Origin of the sequence: Naasia lichenicola, assembly GCF_004801885.1 — a bacterium.
In the GTDB taxonomy this organism is placed as follows: Bacteria; Actinomycetota; Actinomycetes; order Actinomycetales; family Microbacteriaceae; genus Naasia; species Naasia lichenicola.
The window spans coordinates 549,940-563,362 of sequence record NZ_SSSM01000001.1 but is presented as its reverse complement, the minus strand read 5'-3'; the positions used below and the strand labels follow the sequence as shown (position 1 = coordinate 563,362).

The window sequence follows — 13,423 nt, the reverse complement described above, 5'->3', positions numbered from 1 at the left end:
GGTGATAGTTTCTAGTCAAGTAGGACTAACAAACTGGGAGACAGATATGGGCCGGCCGAGTGTCGCCGACGCTCGTCGTCGTCAGATCTTGGAGGCGGCCATCCGCTGTCTCGCCAACAACGGCCTCGCCGCAACCACCCTCGACGGCATCGCGGCGGAGGCTGGCATGGCGCGAGGGCATGTGCGCCACTTCGCGGGCAACCGCGACGAGATCCTCGCCGCTGCCGCGACGCTGCTGTACCTCGGCGAGGTCCCTGGGCCCGATGCGGTCGCTTCGGGAGAGCCCGTCGGGTCATTCCTTCCGGCAGGCACCACCACCGTCGAGGCGGCTCTCGACTACCTCTTCGGCGGCTTTGCGGAGCCGGGTCCAGAGAACGTCGCGGCATTGGCGTTCATCGATGCATCTCGCTCGAACGAGCGCATCCGCGAGGTCGTGACGGGTGCGTATCTGACGTCACTCATGGAGCTGCAGCATCTGCTTACGGCCGCCGCGCCTTCCGTTGAGGCCGATCGCGTGAATGCGGTCGCCTACGGAGTGCTCACTGTCGCGCTCGGCAACGTGTTCATGGCGGATCTCGAGGTCTCACCGGCGCGTACTGAGTTGGCGCGGAAGAATGCGGAAGCGCTGATCGCGGCGGTGGTGCAAGGCCTGTAGCTCTCGGCACGAGATTTGCAGCGCGCCAAATACGTACTCCACATTGCCCGCCGGTGAACCACGGGGCCACCGTGTGGGCATGCCGGGCCTGTGGGAGCTCCAACTAGGCGAGCAAGCGGGCGTCCGCAGCTCGGCAGCCGCGATACTGGTTGGAGGCTTGTCGATCGTCGGCACCGCCGCGACCCGCGGGTGGCGGCCGCTTCTGTCCGCGGCTTGATCGCCGAACGCGAATTGACGTGCGCCGCGATACGTGGACTGCTCGTCTACTCGCTGCCGCCACGGGCGGCGTCGCGGCGATCGGCATCCGGACGGCACCGGCGCTGCTGACCCGAATCGGTGCGACCCTTTCTGCCCAGTGTGGCCGTCGGGGCGCGCAAGTTGGGCGCTTCGTTCCTGCTGGTACTCGCGCCGACGCATGAGGTTTGGAGTGGCGGAGGGTCGCATCGCGAATGGAGGGCCATCTGTGCCGAATTGAGACGAGGGCCTCTCGCTAGGTCCCTTGTCGTACGGCCCGTGGTGCAATAGGTGAGCACAAGGGGGTGGCGCAGCATTATGAACAGGTTCTTCGGGACACCCGACGGGGTGCGCATTGGTCAGTTATTCGTCGACCGCGCAGAAGTCGCCTTCTTCAATGTGCACGCCCCGTACATGGCAGGCATCTCGGGAACGGGTCGAGAAGGAGCTGACTCAATCGTCCTGTCCGGAGGGTACCCGGACGATGAGGACTACGGCGATTCGCTCATCTACACCGGTCACGGGGGCCGGGATGGCAATCGCCAGGTCCGGGATCAGTCGCCGGACGACTCTGGCAATGCTGGTCTCATCACGAGCTGGGTTCAGGGTTTGCCGGTTCGTGTGACTCGCGGGGAAGGGCACAAGTCTCCTTATTCGCCACCAACCGGATATCAATACGCGGGGCTGTTCCTAGTAACCGACTACTCAATTTCTCGGGGACGGGAAGGGTTCTTGATGTTGCGGTTCCGACTGGACCGTGTGCCTGAGCAAGCGGCCCTTGTGACCAGAATTGAGCCCGACACAGACCCTGCCTTTGCGATCGCGACCGTCACTCGCCGTATTCGAGACACTGCTCTGTCACGCAAGATCAAGGCCAATTACGGATTTCGCTGTCAAGTCTGCGGGACAGCGATCGAGGCTCGTGGCGAGCGCCTCTATGCGGAAGGTGCGCACGTGCGTCCCCTCGGACGCCCGCATCTCGGGGGCGACACCTTCGACAACTTGCTATGCCTCTGTCCCAACCACCACACACAGCTGGACCTGGGCGGGATTGTGATCCTGGATGACTTTCGTTTAGCCAGACCCAGCGGCGGACAACTTGGTCAGCTGACGTTTGTCGGCGCTCACTCGGTGAACCTGGAGAACGTTAGGTATCACCGTCGAATGTGGCTCGACCCGGCCTAATTTCGCAATGATCCAATTCCGTCTCGAGTTTCGAGAATGTGCCGTCTGATCGCGCGGGTCGGCGGCCGGCTCGCATTCGACGGGCTTGGCGAAGGACGTAGAACTCAAGACGGCAGCGTTCGAGTTGCGGAGTCGCTGGGACAAAACTGTCTTGTGGCAGGATTTCGCGCGAGCCCGAGCCGCTCTGACCGCGGAGGACAAGGCGCAGCTTTGCCAGGTGAACGCCGAGCTTGTCCACCAGGTACGGGATGCGGCGGTCGACGCGTATGAGCCCGATCTCACCATGTGACGGCAGGAATTCCGGCAGGCGAAGCCAGATGACGCGATCGGGTCACTGGCGGGGCGTCCTGCATCGTACTCAGCGGCCTTCGATCGGGTAGCGGCGCTGTTGCAGCTCGTGGTCGAGGCGGGGTTGAACTACTTGGTTGAGTTCGAGCGCCCCGAGGAGGTCCTGGGACGTTTCGACATCGAAGTCGATGGGGAAGAGGTCCAGTTTTCGACGTCGGGAATGATCCGCGACGGTCTCATTTTCGCGCACGATGTCGCGATCGGGGAGGTCGGCACGGTGATGTCCAAATCGATGGCTTACGCCGAGGGAATCTTGCGCACGCGGGTTCGGGTCCGAGTGCCACCTGGTGCACGTCGTGGCTTGGGCTGTAGGTCGCCTGTCGCCCAGGTGCCCCTCGGTCGCCGACAGTGGCGCAGGAGTCTCGGGACCCCGCATCGGTCGCGGGGGCTCGCCCCTCGTCTCGAAGGGCCAACTGGCACGTCACCGCCGGCCCCAGTCCTCGTTACGTTGATCGTGACGTACGGCGTATGGCGTATGGCGTATGGCGTATGACATATGGCGTATGACATATGGCGGGAACGACGACCGGAAGGCATCTGCAATCGTGCTCCTGCCAGAAAGAAGCGGCCACGGAGCAGGATCAGAGCGCGGTCATCGGACGCGCACGAACGCACTCGCTTCCGTCCGGGCGAGGGATTGGCCCCCCTCGCTCGAAACACCTCGCCGTCGACGGCCCCTCAGCATGAAGGAGCAGCATTGGCGAGGCTCAGCCGATGTCCCAAGCGAGGTGCATCTCCGATGCCTCTAGAGAGGTGATGGAGGGTGAGAAGTGGCCCGGTTTGGGAAGTGTCTCGAAGTAGTCCCGCACCCGTTGCAAGCCAGGGTAGAAGTGACCGAACACGAACCGCACGAACTGGGCGAGGCTCACCGGCCCTACGCACGCGATCCGTACGTCGGACGAGTTCAGCGTGAGATGTGACGCTGGATGCCCCAGCTTCGCCGCTCTCGGGTCGTAGTCGAATCGCACCGCCGTTTCGAGACGAGCGGACGCAAGCCCCACAGCTTCGTAGTATTCGATGAAATCATCGAGGCCCAGTTGCATGAGCACCTGATCCGCGTCTTGGTATGGGCAAGGCACATACGCGAGCCGGTGCCCGACAATTACTTCATCCCTCACCTCGAACGCGATTTGGAGCAACGCTCCATCGAAAAGCATCACCGTGAACACACCGTTCCGCGCCCACGACTTCCAATTAGTGATCGAGTGATGCTCGCGCGTTTCTAGAAACTTGCGGTCAGGATCGCGTCTGTGCCAGCTCACCTGGCTCTCGTCGTTGTGCAGGAGAACCGGGCTCACCGCTACTGCCAAATCCTCCTCGACGAGAAAACTAGAGAAGTTTTCAATCTGTTCTTTGAGAGTGCGCGCGGCCGGCATCGCGCTATTGCTCGCCCAACTGCCGCAGGAGTCGCTCGCGCGCGTCGACCGGTAGGTCCGCCACTTCGATCTCGCCTCGTTCGAGTTGATCCAGCAGTGAGTACAGATTGTCGGACACTCGCTTCACGCTGCGCGAGGGAGCGGACGGACGGTCCCTGTGTACCCGGCGCAGAAGCGCAAGCTCGTCTGCCGTGGGCAGAGTGAACACGAGCTCGAATGCCTTCTCCTGTACGGCCTTCACCTCGCGCTGCACGATGTCCATTCCCGTGCCGTGCCCAGTGATCCGAACCCAAGCCCGGCTCCGAGTGATCGCGGTGAACAATATATTTCTGCTGTGGACAAGGCTCGTCCCACGCGTTCCGTATTGAGCATCAAGGACGTAGACCATCGGGGCTTCGTTACCTTTGGCCCGGTAGATCTGGGTCATCGCGACTGAACCCGGGAGGAAGACTTCCTCAGCCGAGGTGTTCACTCCAACATTGTGAGAAGGGATATTGCGCCGCGCGAGCGCCAACGACAGCCGCGCCGCCCTCTTTTTTGCCGTATAGGTGTCAGGGATAACAACCAGGATGTCGTCGTGCTCTAGCTCGTCGACCGTGAGATTCCTCTCGATCTCGCGCGCCACCCACGCGTCCTCGGCCGCCTCGTTCTCGAAGGAGCCGAGAACCACCGCGTCGGTCGAGTCGAGATGTTCGGCGAAGTACGGCGGGTAACTCGCCGCGGATCGTCTTAGAGTGACCGAGGCACCCTCGCGTAGCGCCCCGTGAACTACTTCATACCCAATCTGTGCCCACAACTCGTAGTCGTCGAAATGCTGTACCAGGCCTGCATCTCGGTATATACCAAACCCCAAGGCGTGCGCCGTGGCCAATGCCCAGGGAGTGTTCCGATAGCAAACTTCGAGGACAATGTCCTTCCTAGCCTCGCCGGTCCGGTTCTCGATGTTGACCAGTGGTTCTCCTGAATCCCCCTCACCAAAAAGTTCGAGTGTGGATGGCATAGCGGAGTCCGAGAGGCGTTGCAGTTCGTCATAGGCCCAAACGATGCGCTTTGGCTCACTTGTGAAGCGATAGATGAGGCGGAAGAACTCGCTGGGCAGATCCTGTGCTTCATCAATGAGCACGGCATCAAAAATCGGTTCGACGGCCATGTCCTCGGTGTAGTCGAGCAACTCGCGACAGATCCCACGGAACGCGTCATCCATGCCATAGAGACCGCTCGCGTATTGGAAGTCTCGTACAGGCGCCTCGACTGCTCGTGCCATAGTCGTATACAGACCGGGGTTGCCGCCGCCGCCCCAGGAATGAAGGACACGGAGTCGGTCGGGATCGGGCGGCTCATAGCTGTGTTCGAACGAGAATCGCGTCACAAGACCAGAAATCTGTTGAGATAGGGACCGCGAATAGTACGTGATTGCGATATTCCAGTCAGGATGCTGGGCATGCAGGTAGGCAGCCTTCAAGGCCAGCACCACCGTCTTCCCTGACCCGGCGAGCCCACGTATGCGCTGAGGGCCATCGGGCGTCTCTATTGCGGCCTTTTTCTGCCATCTATCGAGGTTGGCTATACCTTTCTCAATCTTCTTCATGATGGCACCACGGGAATCCTCCCGAGTCACGCCGTTTCTCTTCTTGATCGGCTTGATGTTGGTGACCCGCTCTAGCGCAGACCGCAAACTCACGTATAGCGGAAAGTCGAGTGGAGCTACGGCGGCGACAAAGTCGTGCAATTGCTCCACGCTGAGATAGGCACCCTCCGCATCCGCTGGGCTCATCACCGGGTCCGGAAAAAGAGTGACAGTGACGACGTCGAAGGCTAGGCCACGCCGCCTACGGAGCGCGTCATGCCGCGACAGATGACCTTCCAAGATTGCGTAGAGCCGGTCCTGGCTGTCGATCACCTCCTGCCAGGCGCCGTCGTCGATGGGCCGGTCATCCGCGTACTGAAAGGCGATGAGGCCCCGTTCCAACGACACAAGCAGGGCGTCCACCTGTACCCGGGTGTCCGCGGTGGTCAAGACCGGGTAGCCAAGGTAGAGGGTGCCTTCGGCAACAAGCGGTCCCAGCGCGTCGACCAGCGCTTCGTTGGCCGCTTTCTGCCTCTGATCGCCGTATACAACTTCCATAGTTGAGCCTCCAAAGCAAGCCTAGGGCCGTCGAATACGGTTCCAGCTCCGCTTTAGCTGCCGCTCCGCGGCCCTCAGTCGCGGAATGACCGCGAACTCTCCTTGCTGATACTGCTCACCGAACTCCAACTGCAGTTTGCATGTACTGACCAGCAGCACGATAGTGACTTCGTTTTGACTATGGCGGTTCGAAGAACGAATAATCCCGGTTGACCAGGGATTTTGTGGTGGGCGATACTGGGACCTAAGGAGAATTGGGTACCCTGATGGGACCGGCGCATTAGCGCCGAAAGTGCAGATCAGGGGCTGATTCATACACGGAAACTAGTGGAATCCAGACGCGCTTTGGCCCTCGCGATCTCGTGCGCGTCGGATGCGTCAGCCAGAATCTGAGCGTCAGCCCAGACGGGGTCCCGACCCTTCTTCTGATCCTTCGCTCCGATGCTTTGACGGTGACGGTGACGGTGACGGTCATGGGACCAAACTCGGACTTGACGGACTTGAGCACATCCGAAGGCTTCGACCCGCGCTTCTTCAGAGCGTCGGCACGATTCGTGTGCATCTTGACCTCGATCTGCGACACCTCGGAGGACTCCTTCAGCAGCTGCTGCACCTCGTGGGACACCATGACCTCGGTCTCGATGACCAGTCCGTTACCCAGCAACCTCAGACCGTTCAGCCACTCCTCGAACGCTCGCGGCGTTGGAGCGCTGGTCGAGCCTTGGATGAAGCCGATGACGTTGCCGTAACTAAGGAACGCGACGATTGAGGTCTCAACGAGCTGGCCCTTCTCCCCCAACGAAAGTTCGTCGATGGATCCGGCCTCGGGGTCGTATACATCCAGCTACGCGTCCTGGTCTCGGACCACCATCAACTTGAGATGCAGCTCCCCGTCGACCGAAAGGACTTCACCGATCAAGGTGCGAGTGGCGCTGGTCACAAGCCGGGTCTTGAGAGGCTTGCCCTCGATCGCCTTCAAGATGGATTGCCAGTCGGCGTGCTTCATGCGTTTGTTGACGGACTGATTCTTGAACTTGACGATCTGATAGAAGTTGATCGTTCGTTCGCGCGCCTTGCCGGCCGGGCCGGCTCCAACCTGTGCCATCGATTCGCCCTCGTCCTTCGTGTGTGCTGAATCCATTGGTCCCCCGCCGCAGCCCGCGGAACTATCGCCCTGTGACGCCGCTCAAGAACTCGACCACAGACCAGCGACGCTGATCATTCAGCGGATCGGAGCGCGGGTGGACGCCCCGCCGTTGGTGCAACCGGCCGCGCGAGCGTCGGCGCTCCTACGATGAGGCTCGATGACCGATGACATCCTCGCCGTGCAGTCGAAGCTGTGGGCTATTGCCGACGACCTGCGCGCCAACTCGAATCTGAGCCAAATCAACTACAAGACACCGGTGCTCGGGGTGATCTTCCTGAGGCACGCAGAGCAGCGGTTCGCCGAAGCCGAGGCAGAACTCTCCGGTGGCTCCTCTGGCCGTCGTGCCATCGGTAAAGCCGACTACCAGTCGCGGGGCGTGCTTTTCGTCCCGCCCGAGGCTCGATATGGCTTTCTCAAGGACTTGCCGGAAGGTGCCGACCTGGGCAGAGCGATGAACGACGCGATGCGTGCCATCGAGCGAGAGAACGATGAGTTGCGTGGCGTGCTTCCGCTGACATACGCCACCCTGGGAAACCCCATCATCGTCGGCCTATTGCGACAGGTTGACGAGCTTATGACCGGCATCTCGGGCGACGCCTACGGCAAGGTTTACGAGTACTTCCTGGCGAAGTTCGCGATGGGCGAGGGACAACGGGGAGGGCAATTCTTCACTCCGACGCCGTTGGTCCGCCTCATTGTCGAGGTCATCGAGCCGCATGGGGGTCGCATCTTGGATCCAGCGGCAGGCTCTGGCGGCATGTTTGTCCAGAGCGCCGGTTTTGTCGAGGGCCATCGCGAGGCTAGCAACCAGGTCTTGTCCATATATGGGCAAGAGAAGGAGCGCGACACCGTGCGACTGGCAAAAATGAATCTCGCCGTGAACGGACTGGCTGGCGACATCGCCGAGGCGAACAGCTTCTACGAAGACCCGCATCAGATGGTCGGCGCTTTTGATTTCGTCATGGCAAATCCTCCGTTCAATGTGAATGGAGTCGACAAAACCCGTTTAACCAACGATGCTCGCTTCCCTTTCGGGCTTCCCAGCTCAGATAACGCCAATTACCTATGGGTGCAGATGTTCTACGCTGCACTCAACGATGCGGGTCGAGCAGGATTTGTTATGCCCAACTCTGCGGGCGACGCTCGAGGCTCGGAGCTCGAGATTCGCCGACGCCTCCTCGAAACAGGCTCGGTCGACGTGATTCTTGCCGTTTCGACAAACTTCTTTCTTACGGTGACTCTCCCCTGCACGCTTTGGTTCTTCGACCGCGCAAAGGAACGCGATGTGATGCGTGCCGATCAAGTTCTTTTCATCGATGCCAAGCAGATCTTCACTCAGATCGATCGAGCACATAGGACGTTCAGCGAAGAGCAGCTGGAGTTTCTAGCCAACATCGTTCGGCTTCATCGGGGAGAGCTTCCACTCGACTCGGCAACGCATCGGGATGAATCCGATGAGACCGCATCACTGACAATCGAGCACTTCCCTGAAGGCGCCTATCGCGACATTCCGGGGCTATGCGCTCGAGTAACCATGAACGAGATTGAGGAGAAAGGCTGGAGTCTAAACCCGGGGCGCTACGTCGGCACGACCATTGCGGGCGACGATGGCGTCGATTTTCAGGTGCATCTCGAGGAGCTCGCTGAGGAGTTCGCGTCGCTGACCAGTGATGCATCGGCGCTTTCGGACGAGGTGCAGGCGAACCTTGCAGTGTTGCTGGGCCCCGCGAATGACTGAACTCCGAAGCATCACCACGGGAATCTACGACTGTGAGCACAAAACAGCCCCGCAAGCGGCTATTGGCCACCCGCTAATCAGAACTCCCAACATCGGGCGCGGACGCTTCCTATTGACGGGGGTTCAACGAGTCTCTGATGACACCTACAGCCAGTGGACTCGACGGGCGGTTCCGCGCGGCGGAGACTTGATTCTCGCAAGAGAGGCGCCGGTAGGGGGCGTCGCGCTTATCCCTGATGGGTTGAATCCCGTTCTGGGCCAGCGCACCGTCCTCATCCGTCCTCATCACACGAAGGTCAGTGCCCACTTCCTCAACTATGTCCTGAACGGCCCAGAAGTTCAGTCCACGTTTGCCGGGCAAGCCGGAGGGTCGACGGTCCCTCATTTGAATCTCTCTGATATTCGCGCGCTGCGGTTCAGCTCACTGCCTGACCTCAAAACGCAGCGGAAGATCGCAACCATATTGTCTGCGTACGACGATCTCATTGAGAACAACCAGAGACGGACAGCGATCCTCGAGCAGGCGCTCCGCGCTTCCTTCGATCATTGGTTCGACTGGGACACCGCCGCTGATCTGGCCCAAGCCATCGGTCAACGGGTTGGCGATGTGGTCACGGACGTTCGACAATCCGTCCTTCCAGGCAGCGTTGACGAGGGAACGCCTTACCTCGGCTTAGAGCACCTTCCTCGTCGACAGCTAACCATTGAGGAGGCTGGTGACCCGCGATCCGTCTCCAGTACCAAGCTTCGATTCGAAAAAGGGGACGTGCTGTTCGGAAAGATTCGGCCCTACTTCCACAAGGTTGCCCTGGCCCCTTTTGCTGGAATCGCCTCCTCCGACATCATCATCTTGCGCCCACGGCTCTTGCGTCAATCCGCGTTCGTGGCCGCTCTTCTCTCGTCGGACAAGCTGGTTGCCCACGCCGTGGCTACATCGCAAGGAACGAAGATGCCTCGGGCCAATTGGGATGTGGTGGCGCAGTTGATGCTTCCGGCCCATTCCGCGAAGAGGGTCAGCGAGTTCGAGGACCTTATGGCTCCGAAGCTGAGGACCCTCGAAACTCTCGCAAGCATGAATCGGTCCCTGAACTCTCAACGCTCACTTCTCCTGCCAAAGCTCGTTGCCGGCCAGATCGAGTTGGCAGATATCAACGTCGACGCGTCTCGCGTGGAAGAACGCGAGCTTGCCTGGCAACAAACCGGCATCGCAAACCAAGGAGGACTGTGAGCGTCGTCCGCTTCACCGAGGACTCCGTAGTCGAACAACCCGCTATCGCTTTGCTCGGGCAACTTGGCTGGACGACCATCAACGCATACACGGAGGTGCTTGGGCCCGAGGGAACGTTGGGTCGGGACAACCAGAGCGAGGTCGTTCTGACGACCCGGCTACGCGCGGTGCTCGCTCGCATCAACGCACATCTCGACGACGAGATCCGTGACGCAGCCATCGAACAAGCAATCGACACTGTCGTAGCTGATCGCTCGCTCATGGACCGAACCCGCGCAAATCTCGCCGGGTGGCAGCTTCTGCGGGACGGTGTCAAAGTGACCGTCTGGCGGGGAAGCGGAGCGAGCGACGTCGCCACCGTTCGGCTCGTCGACTGGGACACTCCACACAACAACGACTTCCTTGTAGTTTCTCAGCTTTGGGTGGTGGGCGACCTCTACCGCAGGCGCACTGATCTCGTGGGATTCGTCAACGGCATCCCTCTCTTATTTATTGAGCTTAAAGCAAGTCACCGCGATCTTCGGCATGCCTACGATGACAACCTGCGTGACTATAGGGACACCGTTCCGCGCCTTTTCCAGCTCAACCAACTCGTCGTTCTCTCCAACGGCCGAGAGAGCAAACTCGGCACGATCACCTCGAAGTGGGAGCACTTCGCGGATTGGCGCTATGTCGACACCGAGAACGAGCTCGGTGCGGTGGTATCTCTCGAGCGGATGCTGCGCGGAATTGCGACTCCGGAAAGGCTGCTCGATCTATGCGAGAACTTCATCGTTTTCCAGGAGAAGGAACATGGGCTCGTCAAGCTCGTGGCCAAGAATCACCAGTACCTCGGTGTCAATGCCACGATTGCACGCCTTGATGGAATGACCGATGCCGATGCCGATGCGGGGCGCCTGGGCGTCTTTTGGCACACGCAAGGTAGCGGCAAGACCGTGTCGATGATGTTCCTCAGCCAAAAAATTCTGCGGAAGAAGCCCGGCAACTGGTCATTCGTTGTGGTCACCGATCGTGATGACCTCGACAAGCAAGCCTACCGGGAGTTCCTACAGGCAGGAGTTGTTACCGAGGCCCACGTCCAGGCCACCAGCGCCGAGCACCTGAAGATCCTTCTCGGAGAGGACCATCGCTACGTCTTCACTCTGATTCACAAGTTCCGAACAGAGCGAGGCGGCATTTATCCACAGTTGTCCGCTCGCGACGACGTAATTGTGATGGTCGATGAGGCGCATCGCAGTCAATACGACACTCTTGCCCTCAACATGCGGAACGCGCTCCCGCGTGCGCGCTTCGTGGGATTCACTGGCACGCCACTCCTTGCTGGTGAGGAGCTCACGCGCGAGGTCTTCGGTGACTACGTGAGTGTGTACGACTACCACGAGTCAATTCGGGACGGGGCCACCGTACCCCTCTACTACGAGAACCGAACTCCAGAACTACAGCTTGCAAACGACAATTTCGGCGAGGAGTTTCAAGCGATCGTCGAGCAGGCCACGCTCGACGAGGAGCAAGAGGGGGCCCTCCGACGGCATTTCGGCCGCGAGTACCACCTGATCACGCGCGACGAACGGCTTGAGCGTGTCGCGGACGATCTGGTGGAACATTTTCTCGGGCGCGGTTTTTTCGGCAAGGCGATGGTCGTCAGCATCGACAAGGCGACGGCCGTCCGCATGCACGACAAGGTGCGTGCGAGACTCCGAGCTCGTTCGACAGGTATCGAGCTACGCCTGCAACAGCAGGATATGGACGCGGCCGAGCAGGATGCTCTGATGGCGCAACAACGCCTGTTGGCTACCACGGATCTGGCGGTCGTCGTGTCGCAGGCACAGAACGAACTCGCCGACATGCGCGACCTCGGTCTCGATATCGTCCCGCATCGGAAGCGGATGATCGAGGAAGACCTTGAGTCCAAATTCAAGGATCCGGCCGATCCGCTTCGACTCGTGTTCGTTTGCGCCATGTGGTCGACCGGCTTCGACGTGCCGTCGTGTTCAACTATCTACCTTGACAAGCCGTTGAAGAATCACACGCTCCTGCAGACGATCACTCGAGCCAATCGCGTGTATCCCGGCAAGGAGAACGGACTCATTGTCGACTATGTCGGGGTGTTCAATCGGCTCCGGGAAGCCCTAGCCCTGTACACGCCTCGACGCGACAACGGAGAGGGTGCGGATCCGATCCAGGGAAAGGAAGAGCTGGTTGCCCTCCTGACCCAAGCCGAGGCCGGCGCCATCGCGTTCTGTAAGCAGATCGGCGTCGACCTTGAAGCGCTGATCAAGGCGACGGGCTTCGACGTGATGACCCAGGCGGATGCCTGTATTGAACGAATCCTCATCAACGACGCGACCAGAATTGAGTTCCTGACTCACGAGCGGGTCGTCAATCAACTCTTCAAAGCGGTCCTGCCAGACTCTCGGGCAACCGACTTCGGACCAACGCGAGCTGCTCTGCATTACCTGTCGAAGGAGCTGACGAAGGACGAGCCTGCGCCTGATATCAGTGACGTTGTGCAGCAGATAGACCAATTGCTTGACCGATCCGTCGCAGCCAATGCCTACGTCATCCGAGCGCCTGAGCAGCAGCAATCACGTCCAATCAATCTCTCTGACATCGACTTCACAGCTCTGATTGCCAAATTTGCGAAGAGCAACACGAAGCGGGCCGAGATTGAGAGGCTGAGGGCGATCATCGAGCGACGCATTATTGCCCTCACCGAGCTCAACCCCACGCGACAAGACTGGCTTGACCGCTTTCAACAAATGATCGATCGCTACAACGCCGGTTCGTCGAACATCCAGCAGTTCTTCGACGAGCTTGTCCAGTTGTCACGTTCCCTGCTCGAGGAGGAGCAACGTGCTGTCCGAGAGGGCCTGACGGAAGAGGAGTTGGCAATTTACGACTTGCTGCTACAACCTCCGCCCACGCTCAACCCAGCTGAGGAGCAAGCGCTCAAACTCGGAGGCCGGGAACTTTTGGCGGCCATCAAGCGCGAGCGGCTCGTGATCGATTGGCGCAAACGTCAACAGTCAAGAGCGGCAGTTCGCGTGGAGATCGAGTCCGGACTCGACCGCATCCTGCCTGAGGCTTATACCGCCGAGCTGTACCGCGCGAAGTGCGACGCCGTTTACCAGCACATGTTCGAGAGCTACTTCGACGATGGGACGAGCGTCTACGACGCCGCGGCTTAGGTCACGCACGGTGGCCGCTATTTACCGTTCACGGGGCCTCGCGGAGCGTGGGCGAGTACGTAGTGCCGGTGAATCAGGTCTACGGCGTCTAGGAGCGTCCTGGTGTAGCCGAGAAGGATGCCTATGCGGTTTTGCACCATGTAGTCGCGCGAGTCGCGCCGCATGGTAATTAGCCCGTAGTCCTTGCCTTGCGGGTTGA

At 60.1% G+C, this 13,423-nt stretch carries 10 protein-coding genes; 5 read left to right on the top strand and 5 right to left on the bottom strand.

All coding sequences use genetic code 11. The annotated features are described in order from the left end of the window. Positions 1-46 precede the first annotated feature (46 nt). Positions 47-655, top strand: a complete 609-nt coding sequence (locus E6C64_RS02660; protein ID WP_136426053.1) for a TetR family transcriptional regulator — start codon at positions 47-49, stop codon at positions 653-655. A gap of 552 nt (positions 656-1,207) precedes the next feature. After that, positions 1,208-2,074, top strand: coding sequence for a YDG/SRA domain-containing protein (locus tag E6C64_RS02655; protein ID WP_136426052.1), 867 nt, complete (start codon positions 1,208-1,210; stop codon positions 2,072-2,074). 358 nt (positions 2,075-2,432) lie between these two features. Here the strand turns inward: E6C64_RS02655 and E6C64_RS02645 are convergent, their stop codons facing one another. The 5 genes from E6C64_RS02645 to E6C64_RS02625 all read right to left on the bottom strand — a co-directional run bounded on the left by E6C64_RS02645 (position 2,433) and on the right by E6C64_RS02625 (position 7,064). After that, the gene (locus E6C64_RS02645; RefSeq protein ID WP_136426050.1) at positions 2,433-2,612 is read right to left on the bottom strand and encodes a hypothetical protein; all 180 of its coding nucleotides are present in this window, start codon (positions 2,610-2,612) and stop codon (positions 2,433-2,435) included. 517 nt (positions 2,613-3,129) lie between these two features. Then, positions 3,130-3,798: a DUF2290 domain-containing protein gene (locus E6C64_RS02640; protein WP_136426049.1), complete on the bottom strand. Its 669-nt coding sequence runs from the start codon at positions 3,796-3,798 to the stop codon at positions 3,130-3,132. Between the two features lie 4 nt (positions 3,799-3,802). Continuing rightward, entirely contained in the window at positions 3,803-5,923 is a 2,121-nt protein-coding gene (locus E6C64_RS02635; RefSeq protein WP_136426048.1) for a DEAD/DEAH box helicase, read from the bottom strand. 280 nt (positions 5,924-6,203) lie between these two features. Further along, positions 6,204-6,722 carry a hypothetical protein gene (locus E6C64_RS02630; protein ID WP_136426047.1) on the bottom strand — a complete coding sequence of 173 codons (519 nt, stop codon included), beginning with the start codon at positions 6,720-6,722 and terminating at the stop codon, positions 6,204-6,206. 45 nt (positions 6,723-6,767) lie between these two features. Then, positions 6,768-7,064, bottom strand: coding sequence for a hypothetical protein (locus E6C64_RS02625; RefSeq protein WP_136426046.1), 297 nt, complete (start codon positions 7,062-7,064; stop codon positions 6,768-6,770). A 163-nt stretch (positions 7,065-7,227) separates the two neighbouring features. On the opposite strand from E6C64_RS02625, the gene E6C64_RS02620 reads away from it, so the two are divergent. Genes E6C64_RS02620 through E6C64_RS02610 form a run of 3 tightly spaced genes read left to right on the top strand, consistent with a single transcriptional unit; the run spans position 7,228 to position 13,224 of the window. Further along, positions 7,228-8,808: a type I restriction-modification system subunit M gene (locus tag E6C64_RS02620; protein WP_136426045.1), complete on the top strand. Its 1,581-nt coding sequence runs from the start codon at positions 7,228-7,230 to the stop codon at positions 8,806-8,808. Beyond that, on the top strand, positions 8,801-10,036 hold the full coding sequence (locus E6C64_RS02615; RefSeq protein WP_158437709.1) for a restriction endonuclease subunit S: 1,236 nt from the start codon (positions 8,801-8,803) through the stop codon (positions 10,034-10,036). Before E6C64_RS02620 ends, E6C64_RS02615 begins: the two co-directional genes overlap by 8 nt. Beyond that, positions 10,033-13,224, top strand: coding sequence for a type I restriction endonuclease subunit R (locus tag E6C64_RS02610; RefSeq protein ID WP_136426043.1), 3,192 nt, complete (start codon positions 10,033-10,035; stop codon positions 13,222-13,224). Before E6C64_RS02615 ends, E6C64_RS02610 begins: the two co-directional genes overlap by 4 nt. Positions 13,225-13,423: the final 199 nt, after the last annotated feature.

Excerpts from the sequence above, each read along its gene's own strand:
- E6C64_RS02635 (WP_136426048.1), bottom strand. The coding sequence starts at position 5,923 with ATGGAAGTTGTATACGGCGATCAGAGGCAGAAAGCGGCCAACGAAGCG.
- E6C64_RS02655 (WP_136426052.1), top strand. The coding sequence starts at position 1,208 with ATGAACAGGTTCTTCGGGACACCCGACGGGGTGCGCATTGGTCAGTTA.
- E6C64_RS02620 (WP_136426045.1), top strand. The coding sequence starts at position 7,228 with ATGACCGATGACATCCTCGCCGTGCAGTCGAAGCTGTGGGCTATTGCC.
- E6C64_RS02615 (WP_158437709.1), top strand. The coding sequence starts at position 8,801 with ATGACTGAACTCCGAAGCATCACCACGGGAATCTACGACTGTGAGCAC.
- E6C64_RS02625 (WP_136426046.1), bottom strand. The coding sequence starts at position 7,064 with ATGGATTCAGCACACACGAAGGACGAGGGCGAATCGATGGCACAGGTT.
- E6C64_RS02640 (WP_136426049.1), bottom strand. The coding sequence starts at position 3,798 with ATGCCGGCCGCGCGCACTCTCAAAGAACAGATTGAAAACTTCTCTAGT.
- E6C64_RS02660 (WP_136426053.1), top strand. The coding sequence starts at position 47 with ATGGGCCGGCCGAGTGTCGCCGACGCTCGTCGTCGTCAGATCTTGGAG.